The sequence below is a fragment of the Desulfobacter sp. genome (assembly GCA_028768525.1).
Lineage (GTDB): Bacteria > Desulfobacterota > Desulfobacteria > Desulfobacterales > Desulfobacteraceae > Desulfobacter.
This window is the reverse complement of the sequence record CP054837.1, coordinates 5,301,935-5,323,967: the sequence shown is the minus strand read 5'-3', so window position 1 is coordinate 5,323,967 and position 22,033 is coordinate 5,301,935. Positions and strand designations below refer to the sequence as shown.

Below are 22,033 nucleotides of genomic sequence, written 5' to 3'. Positions count from 1 at the left end.
AAAAGAACCAACAGGCTGGCCCCAATCACTTTAAACCGCAAATGTGTAAACATGGTAAACATCCCGAAAAGGTTAAAGATTCTAATATTGGATTCGCATTTATACCATTCAGAACCAGGGTTATACAACCCAGCATTCCGTCCCGGCGAAAAAGGGTATGGGAAACGGTGCCCCCCTTATTGGGAGGGCCACAGGGTATCAGCCGCCCCGTGCCTCTTGTTCAGGTATCTGGCAAGAACAAACAGATAGTCAGACAGGCGGTTTAAAAAAACCAGGATATGCCCGAGACTATCGCCCCCCTGATCTTTCCCGGGACCTTCCGGGGCAAAGGCAATGACCCTGCGCTCCGCCCTCCGGCAGACGGCACGGGCCGTCTGGGCCATGGCGGCGGACAAATGCCCCTGGGGCAGGATAAACTGCTTTAATTCCGGCAGTTCTTCCGACATGTCGTCAATGGCGGATTCCAGCTCTTTTGCCGGCGTTTCGGTAAAAGGAGGGAGAAAAGAGACAGACCGTGAACCCGGGGTGGTGGCCAGCCAGGCCCCGGCATCCAAAAGCTGCCCCTGGATGCGGTCGATTTCCAGCCCCAGCCCGGGATCGTCGATCTCCCAGGATGCCTTGACCGTCCCCAATAGGGAATTGAGTTCGTCAATTTCACCATAAGCCTCAATCCGGGGATGGGATTTCAGGATCCGCTCCCCGCTGAACAGACTGGTTTTTCCCTCGTCCCCCTTACCTGTATAGACTTTCATATCCCCGCCTCCAGAACAGAATTAATCCATTGATCATATTGAGCAACCGTCATATTATCCAGTTCACAAAGCATCCTACCCCGGGGGTATACACCCGTCAAGGGGCACCCGTCAAAGTAGGCCTTCTGCCCGGAAGGGCAAAAAGATAAAAGATACCGGCACAGACAACTCCCATACCGTGGCTTTCGGACATGGGAACAAAAGGGCGCGACCAGTGGGGGATTACCCATATGTTACACCCCAATTCCAAAACGACTTTGCCAAGAAGACAGAAGATGGTGCAAATGCTGATCCTTCGCCAGGGAGCGTCACCCATATACGTAAGCGCACCATAAAACAAAACCCCGCAGGCCACCCCGGATATTCCTCCGTAGTACCCCATACCGGGGCGGCCCACGAACAGTTGCATGCCAACGCCCATGGCCGTCAGGATATAAAGCCATATAAAACGGCAACGGCCTTTTGACTCTACCAGCCACCCTGCACCGGTAAAGACCGTCATATTATAGGCAAGGTGGCTGCCGGTAAAATGGACAAAATGGGCAGTGAACAGGCGCCAGATTTCACCGTCTGCAATTGCCCTGCGGTCGTAAATCAGCAATCGGGATAATTGCGGGCTCCCCCAGGCTGCCAAACAAATCAGAAGGATGACAAGCGTCACCAGCGGCGGCCTGGATATCATTGTTTCCGTATCCTCTGCCATACCCCGCATCCTCCCAAAAAGGCAAGTCCCGCCAGCAGTGTCGCATCAAGGCTTCCGCCGCCGGTATACCCAGGGCCATGGGATATCTGATACGCATCCGGCGCTGCCTTGACTTTTTCTTTAAACAATTGAAGCTGGGCGTCAAGATTTCTGATCAGGTCCGCGCTTGCATATTTAAAGCTTTTAATACTGTCCTTGCGAAGCTGCTCCGACAAATTGACCGGTGTGGCATTGCTTTTGATATGGCTTACCCCCGGCGCCCGGAAAAGCAGTTTCCGGCTTTGAATATCGTAAACCGTCGCATCCACCATGGTATGGGTGGCATTTTTCTCCCCGGGGATGATATATGCTCCGATGATGGTCCAATAGGTAATGGATGCAACGCCTTCATCGGTGAATTGTGTCTGATCATAGGAAAGCAGCGCCATTACATCAACGCCGTACATGGTACGAATTTGGTCCAGGTTGGCAAAGCCCCCCTCTTTTTGAAGATAGGCAGATGGGATGAGTTCAATGGATCCTACAAATTCGTAGCGATTAAAATGCCGGCGGACCTCTGCCATCAATTCCATTTTATCGGTTTCTGTCAATGCACGGCCCCTCCCGCTGTTTTCCGGTACAAATGCAATCCCCACCCTCAAGGGCAGGGACAGTCTGGGCATACCTGTAATTTTTACATGGTTCTCCTGATTCGGATAAAGATATTGCACCACGCTGCTGCTGTGGTGATGGGCAGACCGGACGGCACATCCGGACAGACCGGTAAAAACAGCTGCTGCCGATAAGATCAGAATTATAAATTTCATGCATCTCATTTTAGTATTCCTCCCATAGGTGAAAAGACTATTTTTTATATCAGGCCTTTGGTCCGAACCTGAGGTCAAACCAATCCAGGGATCCAATTTTGAATCCCCTGAAATTAAACAGAGCAAAGCCGGCCATCCCGCCCAGAAGGCCGCCGGCATGGCTGGCAGGCACCGGGTTCCCGCACATTCCCATATGCATGGCAGAAAACAGGACATTGCCGGATCCCACTTCATACACGCTTTTTGCAGCAACGGCGGCCAGGCTGAGAAGCGCCAGTCCCTGCAGGGATTTTTCCCTGGCCATTTCAAGGCAGAGCACAGCCATCAGACCGTGGCCGATGCCGGAAAGACCGCAGAAGCCAGGCGCTGCAGCCGCAGGTGCCAACTTTGTTACAAATATAAAACTGAAGAGACCGCTGAGGGCCAGATAGGCGCTCCGCCGGGCAAAGGATGCCCTCAGCCCGAACCAGAGCAAAAGGAATGCGCCGGCATCAAGGACAAAATGGTAAAGGCTGACATGGACAAAGGGGTGGAGGACCAGGGCGGCGGCCCCCATGATGCCGGACCGGCCCGGGTGGTAGACCAGCGGATTTTCAGCCGATCCATACAGCAGGTGGGAATTCAACACCAGAAGGCCCAGCGTAAAGACTAACAATTCGGCTATTTTATTTTTTTTCATTCTTTTTTCCTTATAACCGGCGGGGGGACGCCTGCCCCGATCGCTGCAGGCGCCCGCCAGGATCAGCATTCAGTTCTTTCCATCACTTGCGGGACCGGAACCGGCGGAGCAGGCAGGCCAGTCCCAGAAAAAGGGGTCCCAATGCCCCGGTGCCGATGCCGGGGGAAGGCTTATTGGCAAACATGGGTTTGGCAGATTCATCCCTGGACACCCGATAATCCTTGGCCGGGGCCTTGGCTCTGGCGGCCTGGGCCTTTCGTTCCTTTTCCACCCGTTTGGCATTCTTTCTCTCAATGCCGGCCGCCTCCATCTCCTGCTCAGAGAGAACCACCATGGAAGTGTAATCGGTGACCAGGGAATATTCAGTGGCCAGATCCACCACCGCCTCTTTGAGTTCGCCAGGATTCCCGGAGGCCCGGATGGTTTTCATAAGGTCTTTTATGGTGGACATGGCCCAGAGCCGCTCGATTTCCGGATTCTCCGTGTCGGTTTCCGGCAGGAGGGCCTGTGTGGTCCATACAGCCTCACGTCCGTCGATTCTGCCGCTCAGCTCAACCCCCACCCGCCCGGGTGAATCATAGGCGCCGAAGATCACGATCTGCTGGCCCTGGTAGAGGTTGCCTAGATCGCCAGGGGTCAGTTGGGTCACATTTTCCCCTTTGAACCGGACCCGGGTATCATAGAGGCTCTGGTGGACCATTTTGGTCTTTGCCTGGAGGATCCGGCCGATGAGGTCATCATGGGAAGAGATATTCATGGAAAAGCCCCCGGATGCCTCGGCCAGGTCCCCTAGCAGAGGCTGGTTGGCACTGTTGCCGATGACAAAGGTAAAGAGCCGGCAGTCGTGTTTCCGATGGAGATCCAGCAGCTCGGCATGGGTGGACGGCCCCACATTGGCCACCCCGTCGGTGACCAGGATAATCCCGTTGATCCTGTCGGCATCCAGGCCGCCGTAGGCCCGCTCCAGTCCGTCATAAAGGTTGGTGCTGCCACCGGCTTCCACGGTATCCAGGAGAACGGCAGCCTTCGCCACATTTTCCGGTGTAGCCGGGATAAATCCCCGGGTGATCTCTCTGGCCCTGTCGTTGAAGGTGATGATCCTGAACCGGTGGTCCGGGGTCATTTTCTTGATGGATTTCCTGACACCGGCCACCAGGGTGGAAATCTTAGAACCGCCCATGCTGCCGGAGACATCCAGGACAAAGGTCCAGTCGGCCCCTGCGGTGATGGGCGCAAGGTCCGCACCGGGGGTGATGACCAGCATGAATTTACCCTCCCTTTCCCCTGCTTCGCGAAAGGGCACCAGCTCCACCCGGGCCGGCACCGTGTCGTCCAGCCGGTAATAGAGCACAATATCCTTATCCAGGCTGCCGCCTTCGGGAAAATCCAGGCGGATATCATGGGCAGCCGTTTCTCCCTCTTCGCCCGCTCCTTCAGCGCCAGGTCCTGTGATCACCGCCTGGTTCTGGTAGCCGGGCATGCGGATATCCTTCACCGGAAAGGACGACTTCAGGGCGGCATGGAAGGAAAACCGCTCCTTCACCCGGGTGTCGGTTTCCCAGAAGGCGATGCGTTCCTCATCCACATTGCCCGCTTCCAGGGGATAGACATACCGGCCCACATTCAGGTCGATTTCCAGGGGCTGATAATAGACCAGGCGGATCCGGGTGTCGGCATTGGCCGCCACGGGATAAACCTTTACATCAAAGGTCTTGTAATCGTTCTTTTCGGCCACGGCCGCTTGGTTGCCCCGGGCTTTCTGGTCGGCATAGGTTTTCCTGGCCTGCTCCTTTTCCAGGACCTCGCCCACCACCTCTTTTCCGTTAATCCACAGACTCAGTTCCGACAGGCTGGCATCCTTGGGCACCGGAAAGGAGTAAACCGCCTCAAGGTCCCTGGTGCCGGAGTTGAAAAAGATCTGGTCCACCTCGGTCCGGGCAAAGCCGTTATTGATGGTGACATCCACCCGGTGGGATTTCATCCCCAGGGTCGAATCGCCTCCATCCACCGGCTTGAGCAGACCGGCTGCCGTTGAATTGGATGCCATACCGGCCAGGGCAATTAGGGCCATGATTGCCAAAACGGCCATAAATTTAAATCGTTTCATCACATTCTCCTCTATTTGGGGTTTCAAGTTCTGCCCCCTATAGATCAAATTGCGTGCCACACACAAACAACCTCCATAACCATATGAAATAAAAGAGAATTATAAGAAAATACACAATCACACCCTCCGTTCATCAAAATAAACATAGACATTGGAGGCATACATGGATATACATATTATGAATAAAGGAGCAGAATAATGCATAAATCCCTCACCCATGAACAGCGCAGTTTTTTTTCACAGATCAGGAACGCGGTTACAGCCAACCCATTCAGCCGGGAACGGACGGACATCGACCTGAGGATCACGGGGCTCCCCCGGGGAACGGGTACTGATGAACGGCTCGGGGGAATGGTCAGGGAAATCACGGCAGGGTTCAGCACCCTTGAAGGCGGCAAGGCGGATATCCGGCAGTACCGGGGGGAGGACAGCCTCATCCTGAGGGCGGCCGTCCTCTTTGTATTTTTCCATCTCTTTCTGGAACGGTTCGACCACCACATCCGGGCCCAGATTAAAGCCGGGGACACCCCCATCAAGGCAGGATTTGCAGACAAGGCCATTGAATTCCTCATGCAACACGGATTTGACAGGGAAATGGCCGTCTATTATTTTGCCCTGAGCTTCCAGCTGCGCCGGGCCTTTTTCTTCATAGACAAAAACATCAAGGGGCAATGCCCCTCCATGGTCCGTCTGAAGGCCTCTTTGTGGAACAATGTATTTACCAACAGCCTTGAAATCTACGATGCCCATCTTTGGAACCGGATGGATGATTTTTCCACCCTCATCCTGGGAGAAACCGGTACGGGCAAGGGGGCGGTGGCCTCGGCCATCGGCCGGTCAGGATATATCCCCTTTGACCCGGAGACCGGCCGGTTTAAGGAGAGCTTCAACCGTGCCTTCCTCTCCCTGAACCTCTCCCAGTATGCCGAGGGGCTCATTGAATCCGAGCTTTTCGGCCATAAAAAAGGGGCATTTACCGGTGCGGTCCACGACCGGGAGGGGATATTTGACAGGGCCAGCCCCCACGGGGCCATTTTCCTGGACGAAATCGGGGAGGTTTCCATCCCGGTTCAGATCAAACTGCTCAAGGTATTGGAAGAGCGGACCTATTTCCCTGTGGGCGGGTACGAGCCCAGGCAGTTCAGGGGGCGGATTATTGCAGCCACCAACCGGTCCGTGGAAGACATTGCCGGCGGAAAAATCCTCAGGCAGGATTTCTTTTACCGCCTCTGCTCTGACATGATCCTTATGCCGCCCCTGCGCCGTCGCTTCAAAGAAGATCCCAATGAAATGGACGAACTGCTCTCCTTTACCATTGAAAAAATTCTGGGCACCTCTTCCAGGAATCTGAACGATATGGTCAAAGGAGCGGTGGCCCGGCACCCGGGCCGTCACTATACCTGGCCGGGCAACGTGAGAGAGTTTGCCCAATGCGTGCGCAGCATCCTGCTCAACCACCGCTATAAAAGCATTCTCGACCCGGCACCCGGGGAATGGGAGGGTCCCGGCAACGGCTTCCACAGCCGGGTCCGGAAAGGGGAACTGGATGCGGCCGGCCTCATCCGGGGCTATTGCCACACCCTCTACCAGACCGCCGGCACCTACGGGGAAGTGGCCAGGATCACCCGGCTGGACTGGCGCACCGTAAAAAAACACATCCTGGAATGGGAAACAAAAAAAAGCGGTAAATAATGAACATAGAACTTGAAACAGATAGACTGACACTTCGCATGCCCCAGATGTCGGATCAACAGTTTTTCATCAACCTTTACGGGAATCCAGATGTTATGAAGCATATCCCCCCTAAAGGCCAACCGAGCACTAAAAACGAAGCCATACAAAGACTTGAGACCCTCATCGCCCATTGGAGGCAAAACGGATACGGGATGTTTGTTCTTGAGTTGAAAGCCCCCCGCTCTCCTGTGGGGTATTGTGGGCTGCGGTATCTTAAAGAAACCGGGAATTTAGAACTCGGCTATATCATTGATCGGCCCCATTGGGGTATGGGCATCGCATCTGAAGCCGCCATGAAATGCCTTAGGTTTGCAAAAGAATCATTAAACACAGACCGGATTATATCCGTTACCAATCCAGGTAATTCAGGCTCCCAAAAAATTCTTACAAAAATGGGATTCCAGCGGTGTGAAAATATGGATGGAATTTACCACGGCATGCACCACCATTTTTTTGTTCTTAAATTCAATTAAGTGGTTTCTTTTTACTCCCTAGCCCAGGACAATTGATTCCAGCGGGGTGAAGCGTCCCTTTTTTTTGCACCCCCATGGCTGCATGCCCCTGGTTTCTGAAACAGGGGCAGCCTAGGTGCAGGTTTGACGGGCCAGCCTGCCGATTTGAGCGACGGCACCCTTTAATTCATCAAGCATTTTTTCTGTGGGTTGGCTGCGGTGGTAATCCTCAATGGAGCAGATATCCTGGATACTTTCGTGCCGGAGTACCTGTGCTTTGAGGTCCGGGTCCAGCGGGACCAAACGTTCCAAAGCGGTCATTAAATCTGTGTAGGTATGGTTGTCGGGCAGCCAATTATAATAATCGGAGATGGCCATTACATACCCTTCAAGGGACATGGAAAGCAGGTTGTACTGGAGATCGGCTTTAAAACGGCTTTTCTTCCCTTTTGGGCAGGCGGCGGTGAAATACTGCTCACCGTTTCTCAACCAGATTTTCCAGTCCGGAACAGATGATGCGATCTGAACGGTCATTCTTAATCCTCAACTATTGTATTCAAGCGGTTTATCATAACTTCTGACCAGAATCGTCCACCACATCCTGAATTCCATCAGGGATTCGGCGTCTTCAGGCCTCTGGCAGTTGAAAAGGGTCAAGGAATACGCTTCTTCAAATTCCGCCTGGGAGAAAACCAGGTTCTCCTTGGCCAATTCTGCATTACACCCTTCCCTTCCATTGGCTTTAAGCAGCCTGTGGCGCAGGTTTTCATCCCCCAACCCCAGTTTTATGAAATTCAATGCGTTCTTAATGGTCACCCCTACCTCCTTTTGCGGACAAATATAGGAAAGAGGAACAGCAAATAAGGTGCCACCCCAGCAGACCGGCCATTCAAGGTCACCTGCAAAAGGAGCAGACGCCTTGCGCCCCCTGCTATAGGGAAAATCAAATCACAATTAAACTGCCATCAATTTGTCTCCACAATTTTACCGTAGCGGCCAACTCCATACGAAATTGTAATATTATTAGTTCGAATTTGTAATTAAAACACCCCGGCTGTATATTCCCCGGGTCCTTGCCCAGGGCAGCAAACCATTGCCAAGGACACCCTTTTGGTGCATAATCAACGGCATACAAAGGGAACCTCAGCTGATTGCCCACGAACGCCATACCATCTATTCCATAAAAAGGCGGCCAGAAAACAGTCTTCTTCTTTGCTTCAGTCACTCCTGAATCCGTCTTCTGCACATCAGCGGAGGTAATGCCGTTTCATTTAATCTTAAATCGAGGGAGAAGGCCTATGGAACCCATGAAAGACAGCCGCAACCTGCTGGAATGCCTTTACCACTGGGAAAAGCATGATCCGGACCGCAGATTCATGACCCAGCCCATGGGCGGGGGGGACGCCAACCTGAAATCCTGGACCTGGAAAGAGACCGCGGATGAGGCACGGCGCATGGCAAGCTATCTCAAGGGCCTGGATTTTCCGGCCGGGAGTCACATCGCCCTCTGCTCAAAAAACTGCGCCCACTGGATCCTGGCGGATCTGGCCATATGGATGGCAGGTCATGTCAGCATCCCCATTTTTCCGGTCCTTACCCCGGATATCGTGGCCTATATCCTGGAACATTCCGAATCAAAGCTGCTCTTTGTCGGCAAGGTGGATCCGGTATGGGAGGAGATGAAAAAAGGGGTTCCCGAGGGTATGCCCCAAATCGCCTTTCCCCTGGCGCCGGCCAGCACCCATCCCAAGTGGGATGATATTATCGCCGGCCAGCCGCCCCTGGCGGATCCGGTCCCCCGGGATCCCGATGAGATTGCCACCATCATGTATACCTCAGGCAGCACGGGCACGCCCAAGGGGGTGATGATGAATTTCGGCGCCATGAACGCCAGTGCAAAAGGCATCTGCAACTATCTGGACAGCCGCCCCCAGGACCGTCTCCTTTCTTACCTGCCCCTCTCCCACACCATGGAACGGTGGCTGATGGAATGCCAGGGGCTGTATATCGGATTTCAGCTGTTTTTCGCCGAAAGCCTGGACACCTTTCTGGCGGATCTTCAGCGGGCGGGCCCCACCCTTTTTCTCTCGGTACCCAGGCTCTGGCTGAAATTCCAACTGGGGGTATTTGAAAAAATACCGCCCAAAAAACTGGATCTTCTGCTGAGAATTCCCGTCCTCAGCGGCCTGATCAAAAAGAAAATCCTCACCGGCCTGGGCCTCAATCAGGTGCGCTTTGCCGGTTCCGGTTCCGCCCCCATCCCCAAGGAAATCCTGGAGTGGTACCGGCGGCTGGGGCTGGAACTGCTTGAAGGGTACGGGATGACCGAAAACATGTCCTATTCCCACTGCAGCAGGCCCGGTCAAATACGGGCGGGGTATATTGGCGCCCCTTACCCCGATGTCCAGCAGCGGATCAGCGAGGCCGGCGAAGTACTGGTCAAAAGTCCCGGAAATATGGTCGGGTATTATAAAATGCCTGAAAAAACCGCAGAGACATTCACCGAAGACGGGTTTATCAAAACAGGGGACATGGGGGAGCTGGACGAACTGAGGCGGCTTAAAATCACCGGCCGGATCAAGGAATTGTTCAAAACCTCCAAGGGAAAATTCGTGGCCCCGGCCCCCATAGAAAACAGGATCAACATCCATCCCCGGGTGGAGTCCTCCTGTGTGGCCGGTTCGGGCTGTTCGGCCCCCTTCGGGGTTGTCATGCTTTCGGCTGCATCCAGATCGGAACTGGCTGCCGCCGGGGGGAAGCCGGCGGTTGAAGCGGATTTAAAAGACCATCTGGCAACCGTCAACGATGCCCTGCTCCCCCATGAAAAACTGGCCTTCCTTGCGGTGGCAAAGGATGAATGGTCACCGGAGAACGGATTCCTCACCCCCACCATGAAACTGAAACGGGCCCGCCTGGAAGAAACCTACTCCAAATTCGCAGAGGAGTGGTTCCACCAAAGCAGACCCGTTGTCTGGGAGGCCTGAATCTAAATTGTCATTTCAGCCTTTGGGATCCTGAAAAACAGGGAATAGAGCACGGGGACCACAAGCAGGGTCAGCCCTGTGGCCACCAGCAGGCCGCCCATGATGGTGGCGGCCATGGCGGCAAAAAAAGGATGAAACAGCAAGGGTGCCATGCCCAGGATGGTGGTGCCGGCGGCCATGCACACGGGACGGAGGCGGCTGATGGAGGCATCCAGAACAGCCTGATACCGGGGCTTTCCCTCCCCCATGTCCGCCTTGACCTGGTCCAGAAGGACAATGGCGTTTTTCACCAGCATCCCGGTGAGCCCGAGAAAGCCCAGGATGGCCATGAACCCGAAGGGGAGGCCGAAGGCCAGCAGCCCCAGGGTAACCCCCACAAAGGCAAAGGGAATGCACAGGAAGATCACCGCCGCCTCCCTTACCCCGTTAAAGAGGCAGACCACCAGGAAAAACATGCCCAGCAGACAGACCGGAAACAAGGATTTAATGGCGGCCTGGCTTTCGGCACTCTCCTCCGATTCCCCGCCCCACTCCAGTGAGACACCCGGGGGCAGGTCCATGGATTCGAACATGGGGCGGACAATGGCCTCAAGCTGCTCGGCCTGGCCCCAGGCCGGATCACACTGCACCGTAATGGTGGGCATGCGGTTCCGGCGCCGGATCAATGGATATTCTTCGGTGAGTTCCAGCTTTTCCACCACCTGCTCCAGGGGGATGTATTTCCCGAGAGCGGAACTGAATACCTGCATCTGCCGAAACTGATCCACCGCGCCCCGTTCCGCTGACGGCGGCCTGGAAACAATGGCGATCATCTCGTCCTTTTCCCGGTAGAGTCCCACGGTAACCCCGGAAAAATTCCAGTCAAAGGCACTGCTGACATCGGCCCGGGTGATGCCGGTGCGGCGGCCCCGGGTTTCGGTGAATACCGGATTGAGGACTTTCACGGGCTGGCGCCAGTCATCCCGGATATTTACGGCAGAAGGGATTGTATGGAGCCTCTCCTTGGCCTGGTCCGCGACCTTGCGAAGGGCTGCGATGTCCGGTCCCCTGAACCGGGCCTCCACGGCATAGGGCACCGGCGGCCCCTCTTTAAATCGCTGGGCCTTGAATTCGGACTCTGGGAACTTTTCTGCAATATAGGATCTGATTTCCGGCAGCAGCCCTTCCACGGATTTATAATCATGGACTTGGACCAGAAGCTGGCCGTAGCTGGTGTTCGGAGACTGGTAATCGTAGTTGAGTACAAAACGCAGGGACCCCTCCCCCACAAAGGCGGTCACCTGTTCAACCCCCTCAAGGCTGCGGACATAAGCACCGATCTTTTCAAGATCGGCTTTCACTTCACTGATATGGGTGCCCTCTGCCCGCCAATAATCCACAAAAAACTGGTTCCGGGTGGATTCAGGGAAAAAGGACTTGGGTACGGCTTTGAATCCGGCCAGGGCTGCGGCCAGCATGGCAATCAAAACGGCCAGAGTGAGCCATCTGCGCTGGATGCACCCATGGAGTAACCGCCTGAATTTCCGGTAAAAAGGCGTATCATAGGGATCTTTACCCGTATCCTCAGACGGGTTTAAAAATTTTATGCAGAGCACCGGGGTGATGGTCAGGGCAAAGACCCAGCTCAGGCCCAGTGAAACGGCCAGGACAAAAAAGAGGCTGCGGCAGAATTCACCGGCGGCACTGGGGTTCAGCCCCACAGGCACAAAGGCCATCACAGCCACCAAGGTCGCCCCCAGCAGGGGCCACATGGTGGATTGAATGGCGGTTCGGGCGGCCTGGTCCTTTTCATCCCCCCGGGCCAGGCGGATGAGGTAGACATCGGTGACTACGATGGCGTTGTCCACCAGCAGTCCCAGGGCCAGCACCAGGGCCCCCAGGGAAATGAGCTGGAGGGTAACATCGGCCATAAACATACAGATAAAGGTGGCCAGGATGGTCAGAATCAGCACGGCGCCGATGAGAAGCCCGGCCCGCAGTCCCATGAAAAAAAGGAGCAGGATGATAACGATGGCAACGGCCTCGGCCAGGTTGACCATAAATTCATCCAGGGATTCGGTCACCCGTGAGGCCTGGAAGTTGATGATATCCAGGGACATGCCTTTGGGTTTCATGGATTCCAGTTCCTGGATGCGGTCCATCACCGCAGCGCCCATGCGCACCACATTGCCCCCTTTTTCCGTGGACACCCCAAGGCCAACGGCCGGATTACCGTTGAAAAGCATCTGATTGGAGGCCGGCTCCTTGTAGCCCCGGTATACCCGGGCGATATCCCCCAGCCGGAAGAGCTTGCCCCCGGCCCCGGCAATATAGAGGTCGGCAATGGTTTGTTCCCCGGAAATGTCGCCGGTGGTGGAAAAGCGGATATATTCAGGGCCATGCTTGACCTTGCCCGCAGGGGTTACCGTATTCTGGGACGCCAGGGTGGCAAAAATCATGTCCGGGGAAATCCCCAGCTGGGAGAGGCGGGCCCTGGAAAATTCCACATAGATGACCTCGGGCTGGTCTCCCCAAATGTCTATCTTGGCCACTTCATCCACCAGAAGCAGTTCTTTTTTCAGGTATTTGGCGTAATCCTTGAGTTCCCTGGGAGAAAAGCCCTTGCCGGACACGGCAAAATAAACCCCGTATACATCGCCGAAATCGTCATTGACCATGGGCGGGCCGGCCCCGGGGGGCAGATAGGCGGCGGTATCGCCGACCTTGCGCCGCAGTTCGTCCCAGATCTGGGGGATGGTCTCGGAATCGTACTCCGGCTTGATTTCCGCATAGACAATGGAAAGCCCTTCCTTGGAGATGGATTTCACATAGTCAAGCTGTCCCAGGCTCTGGACGGCCTGCTCGATTTTATCGGTGACCTCTTCCTCCACCTCCAGGGGCGAGGCCCCGGGATAGGCCGTGGCGATGAGGGCCGTTTTGATGGTGAAATCAGGATAGGCCAGCCGGCCCAGCTTCTGGTAGGTGATGATGCCTGCCACCGCCACGATGGCGGAGAGCAGGATACTGATAATCCGCGTGGAAAGTACGGCCTGTGCAAATTTCATGGTCTTTTACATCGCCCCCTGGGTTGCGGAAAGTTCAAATTTCACGGTTTCCCCCTGGCGGATGAAAGCGGCACCGCGGTCCACCACCAGGTCTTCCCTGGAAAGCCCGGACAATACATTCACCTCACGGGAGCCGGACAGGGTCTCAAAGGTTACGGCCCGGCGCTCCGTTTTTTGTGTTTCCGGGTTCACCCTAAAAACATGGGCGGTGTTTCCCGCCACCCCCATCAGGCTCTGGAGGGGCACGGCCAGTCCCCTTGACTGGTCCGTATTCCGGGCCGTGGCCACACGAATTTCAGCGGTCATGCCGGGGAAAATCATATCCCCGGGGTCCGGTGAGACTGAGAAGACAAATTCATAGGTGCCTGTGGCCTGGTCGGCCCGGCTGGAATATTCCGTGAGCCGGGCCGGGTATGGGCGGTCTCCTGCGGTGAGAAAAAACGCGGTGAAATTGGCACCCGCCTTCAGGGCCAGCACCCGGCGAACCAGGTTTTCAGGCACATCCACAGGGATTTCAAGCCGGGAGATATCGTCCAGCATCATCACCGGCGCACCGGCGGCCACCATTTCATGGGTATTGGGAATCCTCCGGGTAACCACCCCGTCAAAAGGGGCGGCCAGCCGTGTATCTTCCAGGCGGTCTTTGGCAATGGCCAGCTGGACGTTGAGTTCTTCAATGCCGGCATGGGCGGCCATGATGTCTTCTTTTCTGGCCCCTTTGGTGTCCCGGACCAATTGTTCTTCCAGAGCCGCCACCCTGGACTCAAGGCCCTGGACACTGGTTTTGGCCCGGTCATAGGCCTGCTCGGTCACGGCCTGGTTCTTATATAGTATCTCATGGCGTTCCAACTGTTTTCTGGCCAGGTCCAGGTCGGCCCGGGCCGCAGCCAGGTTGGCATTGAGGATTTTCACATCCTCGGGCCGGGCGCCGGTTTGCATTTTCAACAGGTTGGCCCTGGCGGATTTGAGCTTGCTTTGAACCACACTTACCTGGCGGCGGTAATCCCTGTCGTCCAGTTCAAGAAGGATATCTCCCTTATGTACCCGGTCCCCGGGATGGGCATGGATATGGGCCAGGGGAGCGGAAACCCTGAAAAATAATGTGGCCTGGGTACCTGCACGGGCCCGCCCGGGAAAAGAATCCAGGATCTCTCCAGTCACGGGCCTGGGCCGGACCACCCCCACGGTTTTCAAGGCTTTTTCCGGAATGTCAACCTGCCCCTTACCGGCAATTCCGGCATCCTTGCCCACTGCTGCTGCAACAAAATGCCTGTCCACAAGATCCCATTGCCAGATCAGCCCCACTGCCAGGCAGAACAGAACTCCGAAAACGGTCAGTTTCCATGTCTTCTTTGCTTTCATATCTTCGCGTCCTTTAACTCGTTGAACCAATTGATGGTATCCGGCGTGCCGTAGCCGCCTAAAAATGTTTCCAATACCAGCCAGGGGGCCTGCTTGGGCGCAATATCCCCGCTTTCCACGGCTTCCCAGGCCGCAAAAACCAGGCTGGTGAGTACTTTCACCAGCCAGACCACCGGCGGCTGTTTTAAAATCGCCCCTTCCGCCTTGAGCGCCAGGCAGAGCTGCCTGACCTGGGCCAGATGGTGTTCAAAATTTGCCGCCACCCTGGGGTCCTCATCTTTTTCCTTAAAGGGTTTACCAAAATAGGAGGAAACGTTGAGGCTGGCGCCCAAAGGCACCATGAGGGTGGCACAGCGGACCAGTTTATCCCTGGCACCGGCCGAAGAGTCAAACACCGGGCCCACCGCATCCTGAAGCTGTTTCCCGGCACTCAATTTCAATTCCGTTAAAAGGTCAGCCCTGGATTTAAAATAGCGGTACAGGGTTGCCCGGCCCACCCCTGCTGCCTCGGCGATTTCATCCAGCCCGGCATTGCTGTTCTGGGCGATACAGGCGATGGCCTCTTTGATGATTCGTTTTCTATTGGATTCGTTCATTTTATTTCAAACCATTTTATCTCAATTGATACTTTAAAGTCTCATTCAAGACAAAAAAATACAGGTCGATCCTTTCCAAGTCAACCTGGTTTTTTCATTAGGCGTAATTTAATCCATCGGAAGGATAATACAAGGCGGTTTTACATTTTTTTACCAATTGGCAACAGAGCGCCAACCGAATCTTTTCCTGACGCCCCCCGGCGCCCGGTTATCTTCCCTTTTCAATCCAGATAGGAACTTACAAGGGCGTCATAGGCAGGGCTCCGGCGGATATCCCTGACCGTATCCCAGATTTTTTCAGCAGTTCCGGGATGCCGGGAGAAAAACTGGTTGGACAGCATCAGGTAATAGGGATTGCGGCTCACCGGCGGACGAACTTTGACAATATTGGCGTAAAATGCGGGCCGGCGGGCAAGATAGACATCAAAAACGGTTTCCAGGCAGATATACCCCTGAAGCCGGCCGTAAACCAGCAGATTAGGAACATTGGCATTGATGGTGTCTTCCACAATGAAATTGTACCGGGGGATCATTTCGCCCGCAATACGCCATCCCGTGGGGACCCCGACCTTTCCTGTCACATTGACCAGCTCCGATCCGTCCCAGCCGATGGCATTGCCCTTTAACTTATAAAGGGAATAGGCATTATCACGGGTCCTGCGGCTGGGATCCACACGGCCGGATGTCATGGGAAATACCCCGTATTTTAGCCGTTCCGGTTTGAAACTGGCCGGGAATACCCCGTCCACAGTGTTATTTTCCAGGCGGCGGAGGCAATGGTTCCATGGCATCCGTATGAAACGGACATCCAGATTCAGCTTTTCGGCAACCATCCGGTATAATTCAATTTCAATCCCGGGTTTATCCGCCGCAAACGCCCCTCCGCCCCCCACGACATACCGGCCGTCCGGTGTATCATCCGTCGCCCAGACCAGGGCACCGGCCCATACCGCCTGGCCCCAGCAAACAATTGCCGCCGCCAGCACTGCCATCCATTTTAAACCCGGTTTCATTTACCTTTCACCCTTATGCCAATTGACTTGCCTTCTACTATACCAGACCCCATAAGAGAAATCATCCCATTCCCCGGGAAGATATTAGCCGGTTTTCTTGCACTCCCCCCATGAACATGCTAGTATTTGAAGCAATTCCGTCAAAATGGAGAATACATGGATCTGAATAGGGAACACCCGGGAAATACCGCAGCTGAGCCCCAAGAACTGGTGTCCGAATACCAGGGGCTGATGGCAGGGATTGAAGGGACGGGATGTGTTCTGGCCGATCCGGACCGACAGGCCCACCGGCCAACCGCTGCCCTTGACAATTGGATCATGGCCTATCTGAACTTCCGGGACAGTGCAGGCAAACCGCTGCCCCTGCCCTCACTATTTGACCGGGTTTCCAAATTTAACACAGCCCTTACCACCCGAATCATCCAGGACAGCATTTCCCGCCTGGAAATTCAGAATAGTATGGTACCGCCCCTGCCCTTCTGCTGGATCTCCATGGGGTCCGACGCCAGGGGGGAACAGGTGGCACGGACGGACCAGGATAATGCCTTGATCTACGCGGATCCCCTGCCCGGCGCAGAGAAAGAGGCGGACATCTACTTTGAAGCCCTGGCACGGGAGGTCACCCTTTCCCTGGACGGGTTCGGGTTCAAACTCTGCCCCGGAAACGTCATGGCCACGAACCCGGAATGGCGCCGCCCCCTGAACCGCTGGCTGGGGGCCCTGGACAGCTGGGTGGGATCCACAGATCCCGATGCCGTCCGCAAACTGACCATCTTGCTGGATTTCCGGCCCGTATTCGGAGACAACCGCCTGGCCGCCACCCTCCAGACCAGGGTATTTAGAAATTTTGAGCAGCACGGATCGGCCAGCCATTTCCTGGTCCGGGACGACCAGCTCTTCGCCCCGCCCAAAACCCGGTTCAACCGGATCCGCACCCGGCGGGAAAAGGGGTGCCCAAGATGCTTCAACCTTAAAACCCAGGCCATCGCCCATATGGTCAACGGGGCCAGGCTCTTTGCCGTCAACCACGGCATCCGCATCCCTGCCACCCTCAAACGGCTGACCCGGCTCAGGGATGAGGGGATATTGCAGCCCCAGGAATGGGAGGACTACACCCTTGCCTTCATTTTTCTGACACGGCTTAAGCTGATCTCCCACCTGGAGAGGCAGGGCCCCTCCCTGCCCGACAATTGCATTGACATCACCGCCCTGGAACCGGATACCAAAACAAAACTTGCGCTGGCCCTGGACGCCGTCACCCGGTTCCAGAAAAAAACGGCAGCCGCCTACAACCAGCCCTGGATGAATTTTTTCAATTGAGCGATTTTAATCCCCAAGGGAGACACCATGGACGACACCAGGTACAAGGACTATTTCAGATTATTTGCAGAGGTCAGCAAACAGATCCACGCCAATAAAAAGACCACGGATATCCTGGCCTGCATCGCCGAACACATCACCCGGCTCCTGGGGGCCAGGGGCTGTATTTTCTGGATACTGAACCAATCCAGGGAGGAGATTGAAACCAAGATCAGCCACGGCTTTGATTACCGCAGCCTCTCCCTCACCGACTATCCCACCCTCATGACCCTGTTCCCCATGGACGCCGCCGCCCCCATTACCATCACCGATGCCAGGAATGATAAACGGATTCCAGACCTGGAACGCCTGGGCAAACACCTGATCAACGGCATCACAGGGCGCTATTTTAATATCACCGGGCCCTACACCGGCCTTCTTGCCGTCTATTTCACCGGAAACAGGATACTGGATGGGGATGAACTGGAACTGCTCACCGCCCTGGGGGAACAGGGCGCCATTGCCCTGGAAAAAGCCCTGGGCTATGACCGGGAGATGCTGGACCTCTACGGCCAGATCATTCAAGGCTTTGCCCTGGCCATTGAGGCCCGGGACCCCGCCACCCACGGCCATTCCATCACCGTGGCCCGGCTGTCCCGGGAAACGGCCAGGCAGATGGGGCTGCCGGACCGGGAGGCCGACCGCATCCGCCACGCCGCCATCCTCCACGACATCGGCAAAATCGGCACCCGGGACCATATCCTGGATCGCCTGGGCCAGCTTTCCAGAAAAGAAATGCACCTCATCCGCCAGCACCCGGTACTCGGGGCGGACATCATCCGCCCCCTGGTCTTTTTATCTGATATTGAGCCCCTGATCCGCGCCCACCACGAATTGTTCAACGGCAGCGGCTACCCCGACGGCAAAAAGGGGGAGGAAATTCCCCTGGGCGCCCGGATCATCACCGTGTGCGACGCCTTTGAAACCATGATTTCCGGCCGGCCGGGCATACCCAAAAAAGACATGGCCACCGCCCTCGACGGACTGAAACAGGGGGCCGGCACCCGGTTCGACCCCAAAGTGGTCCAGGCCTTCTTCGACATGATACAGACAAATAAAAACATTCTGGACACCGGAGAATCCATTGACCACTGCCTGGACATCCTCAGCCAGAACATGGAGCGCCTGGCCGGCCAGAACCGCATTGAAAAAAAACTGGCCAACCCCTTTGCCAGTTTTTTTTAAGGGGGATTCCCAATCTAAAGTCCCAGCCCACCGGGATTCATAATCCCTTTGGGGTCCAGATGGGACTTGAGGGCCCTGAGTATCCCCATCTGCACCGGGCCCAGGTGACGTTCCATCCAGGGCGCCATCATCCGGCCCACCCCGTGGTGGTGGCTCAGGGAGCCGCCGGCCCGCTCAATGGCATCGATGACTGACTGCTGGTAGTCTTTGAATTCATCAATCCCCGTCTCCCGGGTGATGAAAATAAAATAAAGATTGGTGCCCTGGGCGTAAAAATGGGAGGCATGGGTCATGCAGATGGTCCGGGGCCGGGACTTGACCACGGCCCTCACCTCCCTGTGAAGGCGGTGGAGGTTGCCCCAGGTGGTGGAACATTCCAGGGTGTCGATGATCACCCCGAAATCGTTAAGGGCATCCCGCATGTAAGGATCGGAAAACCGGCCGTGGTACCATTTTTTCATGGGATAGCCCGTGAGATACATTCCTTTGTGCCGGCGGGCGGTCCGCCGCACCTGCCGGACCACGTTGGCGGCAAACCCTCTCTCGCCCTCCGCCTGGCCCATGACCAGGCAGCGGCGCCCCGGCGCCATCCCCCTGAACCTGAGGATCCTGTCCAGAATGCCCTTGTCCAGGCCGTACATCTGCATGGCCACATCGGTCTCTTCGGCATCGGAAATCCTGAAGATGGCGGGCATGCCGAACCGGCCCTGGGAAATCCTGCGGCCGGCCGCCACAGCCGCTTCAAACTCCGGAAACATAAAGGCAAACTGGCGGGTATTCCGGGGCATGTATTCGAATACTTTCAGGGTGACCCCCACCAGCACTCCGAAACAGCCCTCCCCGCCCTTCATGATCTCGTTCACCTTGGGGCCGGTGGCCGTGGCCGGATAGGGAAGGGTCTTGAAACTGCCCGCCGGGGTGACAAATTCCTGGGCAATAACCAGGTCGGCGGCATCCCCGTAAAGGGAGGAGGCCTGGCCGGCCCCCAGGGCGGCAATCCACCCGCCCACCGATGAAAACTCGAAACTCTGGGGAAAATGGCCGCCGGTGTATGCCCCTGACGCATTTAGGGTCTCCGGGGCCCGGTTGAGCAGGTCCTCGTAATCCGGTCCCATCATGCCCGGCTCCACGGTAATGGTCTGGTCGGCCTCGCTGAAGGATATGAGCCGGTTCATATGGGTGGACATCACCAGTGTCACCCCGCCCTTGGGGCAGTCCAGCCCGAAGGTGACAGAACTGCCGCCCCCGTATACATGGACCGGGATGTTGTGTTCATGGCAGATGCGGACCACGGCGGCCACCTCACCCTTATCCCGGGGATGGACCGCCAGGTCGCAGATATCTTCCACCCGGCCCAGGCGCAGTTTCATGATGTCTTCCATAGCCTTGCCGCTGGTGTATCTGAGCCGGTCATAGACGGCCGAGGAAACGTTTTCCCGGCCCACGGCCCCTTCAATGGCTTTGACAACCCCGGGATCCAGGGCCGGGGGAACATCCTGGTTTACCAGGGTGTCCCCCGTGACGGCGGTCCGTTGAAACTCACCGCCCTTAATCCCCAGTTCCTTCTGGATCACCCCGAGGAACCCTGGGCTGGGATTTTTAAAGGCCTCCGGGGCCCCCCATTTAAAAATAGACCTGAAAGACCGGGGAAGGGGTTCGCTTTCTATCCATCTCGGCGCCGGGCGCTGTGATTCTTCTTTTTTCATTTTTCCGGGTATCCTGTTATCTTTTGAATCTCTCTGTACAGGGGGGAAAGGGCCTTGTAAATTTTTTTGTAAACCCCCTGGTACAACTCGTTGTAAATTTTCACATTTTCCGGATTGGGAAAAAACTGCCTCGCCGGCCGGGCCATGGATGCCACCGCCTCTTCAATGGATGAAAAGGCATTGATGCCCGCCGCCGTCAGCAGGGCTGCCCCAAGGCCAGAGGTTTCATGGGTAGCGGCCCGGGCCATGGGCAGGTTAAAAATATCGGCGGCAATCTGGCAGATGGCGTCGCTCTGGGAGGCCCCCCCGGAAAGCGCCGCTTTTTTAACCCGTACCCCGCCGCGGTCCTGGATGCTCTCCATTCCCTCCCGCAACGCAAACCCCAGGCCTTCTATCACGGCCCGGTAGACATGGTCCCGGGTGTGGACGTCCCCGAACCCGATCATGGCTCCCTTGGCATCGGGGTGGTCCAGGCCCGGCCCCCAATAGGGCTGGACGATCAGCCCCATGGCACCGGGCTGTGTCCGTTCCAGGCATTGGTTGAGCAGTTCCTCGGGAGGGATCCCCATTTTTGCGGCGGTCTCCACCTCTTTTTGGGCAAATTCCTTTTTAAACCAGGAAATCATCCAGAATCCCCTGAATATTTCCACCTCCGGATTGTAGCATCCGGGCACCGGGGCCGGGTACGGGGGCATCAGGGGAATGGCTTCAAAATACTTTTCCGATGTGGTCTGAACCGTGGCCGTGGTGCCGAAACTCAATGAAGCCATGGTCTGGTCCACCACCCCTGACCCCAGGGTTTCGCATCCCTTATCCGATCCGCAGGCCACCACCGGGGTATGGGCGGCAATGCCGGTGACGCCCGCCGCTTTTTGGGTAATCCGGCCCAGTATCTGCCCGGACCGGACCAGGGCCGGCAGTTTTTCTTCTTCCACCGGGAAGAGTTTCCGGGTCAGGGACCAGGGACCGGCCCAGCATTGCTTTTTATAATCAAAGGGAAGGTGGCCGATCTGGGAAGCCGTGGCATCGGCGAATTCGCCGGTGAGCCGGTAATTGAGGAACCCGGACACCTGGAGGTACTTGTGGGTGGCCGCCCAGATATCGGGCTGGTTCTGGCGGATCCAGCTGCACTTGCCCTGGGCCTGGGCATCCATGACCTTTTTTTCCAGGCCGGCCAGTTTCAGCCCCATGTTAAGGGCCCCGGATGCGGCAAATTCGGGCCGGGCCCGGCGCTGGTCCAGCCAGACGATGGCCGGCCGTAACACCTCTCCCTTTTCATTGACATTGACCATGGTGGCCCGCTGGGAGGTCACCCCCACCCCGGCCAGGGAAGCAAACAGGTCGGGCACCGCCTTTTTCATTTGGCTGCAGGCACGGATCAGCCCCTGCCAGTAAATTTCAGGGTCCTGTTCGGCCAGGCCGGGGGCGGGGCTGACGTAAGGGGAATATTCCACCTGTTCCCGGGCCAGAAGCCGGCCCTTGAGGTCGAAGATCAGGGCACGCAGACTCTGGGTGCCGCAATCAATGGCAAGCAGCGTTTGTTGACCCATC

General features: G+C 56.2%; 19 protein-coding genes. 5 read left to right on the top strand and 14 right to left on the bottom strand.

Going from position 1 to position 22,033, the window contains the following annotated elements; translation table 11 throughout:
• Positions 1-176 precede the first annotated feature (176 nt).
• From HUN04_23420 to HUN04_23400, 5 genes are all read right to left on the bottom strand, one after another.
• Positions 177-752, bottom strand: a complete 576-nt coding sequence (locus tag HUN04_23420; protein ID WDP92512.1) for a cob(I)yrinic acid a,c-diamide adenosyltransferase — start codon at positions 750-752, stop codon at positions 177-179.
• Positions 753-849: 97 nt separating this feature from the next.
• Positions 850-1,455, bottom strand: coding sequence for a rhombosortase (rrtA, locus tag HUN04_23415; GenBank protein WDP92511.1), 606 nt, complete (start codon positions 1,453-1,455; stop codon positions 850-852).
• Positions 1,431-2,261: a rhombotarget lipoprotein gene (gene rhlP, locus HUN04_23410; GenBank protein WDP92510.1), complete on the bottom strand. Its 831-nt coding sequence runs from the start codon at positions 2,259-2,261 to the stop codon at positions 1,431-1,433. The genes rrtA and rhlP overlap by 25 nt, the downstream gene beginning before the upstream one ends.
• 49 nt (positions 2,262-2,310) lie before the next feature.
• Positions 2,311-2,940, bottom strand: coding sequence for a hypothetical protein (locus HUN04_23405; protein WDP92509.1), 630 nt, complete (start codon positions 2,938-2,940; stop codon positions 2,311-2,313).
• Between the two features lie 82 nt (positions 2,941-3,022).
• Entirely contained in the window at positions 3,023-5,047 is a 2,025-nt protein-coding gene (locus HUN04_23400; GenBank protein WDP92508.1) for a VWA domain-containing protein, read from the bottom strand.
• A 198-nt stretch (positions 5,048-5,245) separates the two neighbouring features.
• On the opposite strand from HUN04_23400, the gene HUN04_23395 reads away from it, so the two are divergent.
• Together HUN04_23395 and HUN04_23390 are read left to right on the top strand one after the other, a co-directional pair.
• Complete coding sequence (locus HUN04_23395; protein ID WDP92507.1) at positions 5,246-6,739, top strand: sigma-54-dependent Fis family transcriptional regulator; 1,494 nt, start codon at positions 5,246-5,248, stop codon at positions 6,737-6,739.
• On the top strand, positions 6,739-7,254 hold the full coding sequence (locus tag HUN04_23390) for a GNAT family N-acetyltransferase (GenBank protein ID WDP92506.1): 516 nt from the start codon (positions 6,739-6,741) through the stop codon (positions 7,252-7,254). The genes HUN04_23395 and HUN04_23390 overlap by 1 nt, the downstream gene beginning before the upstream one ends.
• A gap of 111 nt (positions 7,255-7,365) precedes the next feature.
• Here the strand turns inward: HUN04_23390 and HUN04_23385 are convergent, their stop codons facing one another.
• The 3 genes from HUN04_23385 to HUN04_23375 all read right to left on the bottom strand — a co-directional run bounded on the left by HUN04_23385 (position 7,366) and on the right by HUN04_23375 (position 8,458).
• The gene (locus HUN04_23385) at positions 7,366-7,767 is read right to left on the bottom strand and encodes a hypothetical protein (GenBank protein WDP92505.1); all 402 of its coding nucleotides are present in this window, start codon (positions 7,765-7,767) and stop codon (positions 7,366-7,368) included.
• Between the two features lie 9 nt (positions 7,768-7,776).
• Positions 7,777-8,049, bottom strand: coding sequence for a hypothetical protein (locus HUN04_23380; protein ID WDP92504.1), 273 nt, complete (start codon positions 8,047-8,049; stop codon positions 7,777-7,779).
• Positions 8,050-8,176: 127 nt separating this feature from the next.
• Positions 8,177-8,458 (bottom strand): hypothetical protein, encoded by a 282-nt coding sequence (locus HUN04_23375; protein WDP92503.1) that lies wholly within the window; start codon positions 8,456-8,458, stop codon positions 8,177-8,179.
• Positions 8,459-8,540: 82 nt separating this feature from the next.
• Here HUN04_23375 and HUN04_23370 point away from each other — a divergent pair, with 82 nt between their 5' ends.
• A complete protein-coding gene (locus HUN04_23370; protein ID WDP93384.1) occupies positions 8,541-10,217 on the top strand; it encodes an AMP-binding protein in 1,677 nt (558 codons plus the stop codon).
• 2 nt (positions 10,218-10,219) lie between these two features.
• Here HUN04_23370 and HUN04_23365 read toward each other — a convergent pair whose 3' ends face one another.
• The 4 genes from HUN04_23365 to HUN04_23350 all read right to left on the bottom strand — a co-directional run bounded on the left by HUN04_23365 (position 10,220) and on the right by HUN04_23350 (position 16,232).
• Positions 10,220-13,261 (bottom strand): efflux RND transporter permease subunit, encoded by a 3,042-nt coding sequence (locus HUN04_23365; GenBank protein WDP92502.1) that lies wholly within the window; start codon positions 13,259-13,261, stop codon positions 10,220-10,222.
• Between the two features lie 6 nt (positions 13,262-13,267).
• Positions 13,268-14,623, bottom strand: a complete 1,356-nt coding sequence (locus HUN04_23360; GenBank protein WDP92501.1) for an efflux RND transporter periplasmic adaptor subunit — start codon at positions 14,621-14,623, stop codon at positions 13,268-13,270.
• The gene (locus HUN04_23355) at positions 14,620-15,219 is read right to left on the bottom strand and encodes a TetR/AcrR family transcriptional regulator (protein WDP92500.1); all 600 of its coding nucleotides are present in this window, start codon (positions 15,217-15,219) and stop codon (positions 14,620-14,622) included. Before HUN04_23355 ends, HUN04_23360 begins: the two co-directional genes overlap by 4 nt.
• A 221-nt stretch (positions 15,220-15,440) precedes the next feature.
• On the bottom strand, positions 15,441-16,232 hold the full coding sequence (locus tag HUN04_23350) for a transporter substrate-binding domain-containing protein (GenBank protein ID WDP92499.1): 792 nt from the start codon (positions 16,230-16,232) through the stop codon (positions 15,441-15,443).
• Between the two features lie 156 nt (positions 16,233-16,388).
• On the opposite strand from HUN04_23350, the gene HUN04_23345 reads away from it, so the two are divergent.
• Positions 16,389-17,552 carry a hypothetical protein gene (locus HUN04_23345; GenBank protein WDP92498.1) on the top strand — a complete coding sequence of 388 codons (1,164 nt, stop codon included), beginning with the start codon at positions 16,389-16,391 and terminating at the stop codon, positions 17,550-17,552.
• Positions 17,553-17,579: 27 nt separating this feature from the next.
• Positions 17,580-18,776, top strand: a complete 1,197-nt coding sequence (locus tag HUN04_23340; protein WDP92497.1) for an HD domain-containing protein — start codon at positions 17,580-17,582, stop codon at positions 18,774-18,776.
• A gap of 14 nt (positions 18,777-18,790) precedes the next feature.
• Here HUN04_23340 and HUN04_23335 read toward each other — a convergent pair whose 3' ends face one another.
• Together HUN04_23335 and HUN04_23330 are read right to left on the bottom strand one after the other, a co-directional pair.
• Positions 18,791-20,482, bottom strand: coding sequence for an FAD-binding oxidoreductase (locus tag HUN04_23335; GenBank protein WDP92496.1), 1,692 nt, complete (start codon positions 20,480-20,482; stop codon positions 18,791-18,793).
• On the bottom strand, positions 20,479-22,032 hold the full coding sequence (locus tag HUN04_23330) for a carbohydrate kinase (protein ID WDP92495.1): 1,554 nt from the start codon (positions 22,030-22,032) through the stop codon (positions 20,479-20,481). The genes HUN04_23335 and HUN04_23330 overlap by 4 nt, the downstream gene beginning before the upstream one ends.
• Between the last annotated feature and the right edge of the window lies 1 nt (position 22,033).

Coding starts and splice junctions, on each gene's coding strand:
- HUN04_23420 (WDP92512.1), bottom strand. CDS start 752: ATGAAAGTCTATACAGGTAAGGGGGACGAGGGAAAAACCAGTCTGTTC.
- rrtA (WDP92511.1), bottom strand. CDS start 1,455: ATGGCAGAGGATACGGAAACAATGATATCCAGGCCGCCGCTGGTGACG.
- rhlP (WDP92510.1), bottom strand. CDS start 2,261: ATGAAATTTATAATTCTGATCTTATCGGCAGCAGCTGTTTTTACCGGT.
- HUN04_23405 (WDP92509.1), bottom strand. CDS start 2,940: ATGAAAAAAAATAAAATAGCCGAATTGTTAGTCTTTACGCTGGGCCTT.
- HUN04_23400 (WDP92508.1), bottom strand. CDS start 5,047: ATGAAACGATTTAAATTTATGGCCGTTTTGGCAATCATGGCCCTAATT.
- HUN04_23395 (WDP92507.1), top strand. CDS start 5,246: ATGCATAAATCCCTCACCCATGAACAGCGCAGTTTTTTTTCACAGATC.
- HUN04_23390 (WDP92506.1), top strand. CDS start 6,739: ATGAACATAGAACTTGAAACAGATAGACTGACACTTCGCATGCCCCAG.
- HUN04_23385 (WDP92505.1), bottom strand. CDS start 7,767: ATGACCGTTCAGATCGCATCATCTGTTCCGGACTGGAAAATCTGGTTG.
- HUN04_23370 (WDP93384.1), top strand. CDS start 8,541: ATGAAAGACAGCCGCAACCTGCTGGAATGCCTTTACCACTGGGAAAAG.
- HUN04_23365 (WDP92502.1), bottom strand. CDS start 13,261: ATGAAATTTGCACAGGCCGTACTTTCCACGCGGATTATCAGTATCCTG.
- HUN04_23360 (WDP92501.1), bottom strand. CDS start 14,623: ATGAAAGCAAAGAAGACATGGAAACTGACCGTTTTCGGAGTTCTGTTC.
- HUN04_23355 (WDP92500.1), bottom strand. CDS start 15,219: ATGAACGAATCCAATAGAAAACGAATCATCAAAGAGGCCATCGCCTGT.
- HUN04_23350 (WDP92499.1), bottom strand. CDS start 16,232: ATGAAACCGGGTTTAAAATGGATGGCAGTGCTGGCGGCGGCAATTGTT.
- HUN04_23345 (WDP92498.1), top strand. CDS start 16,389: ATGGATCTGAATAGGGAACACCCGGGAAATACCGCAGCTGAGCCCCAA.
- HUN04_23340 (WDP92497.1), top strand. CDS start 17,580: ATGGACGACACCAGGTACAAGGACTATTTCAGATTATTTGCAGAGGTC.
- HUN04_23335 (WDP92496.1), bottom strand. CDS start 20,482: ATGAAAAAAGAAGAATCACAGCGCCCGGCGCCGAGATGGATAGAAAGC.
- HUN04_23330 (WDP92495.1), bottom strand. CDS start 22,032: ATGGGTCAACAAACGCTGCTTGCCATTGATTGCGGCACCCAGAGTCTG.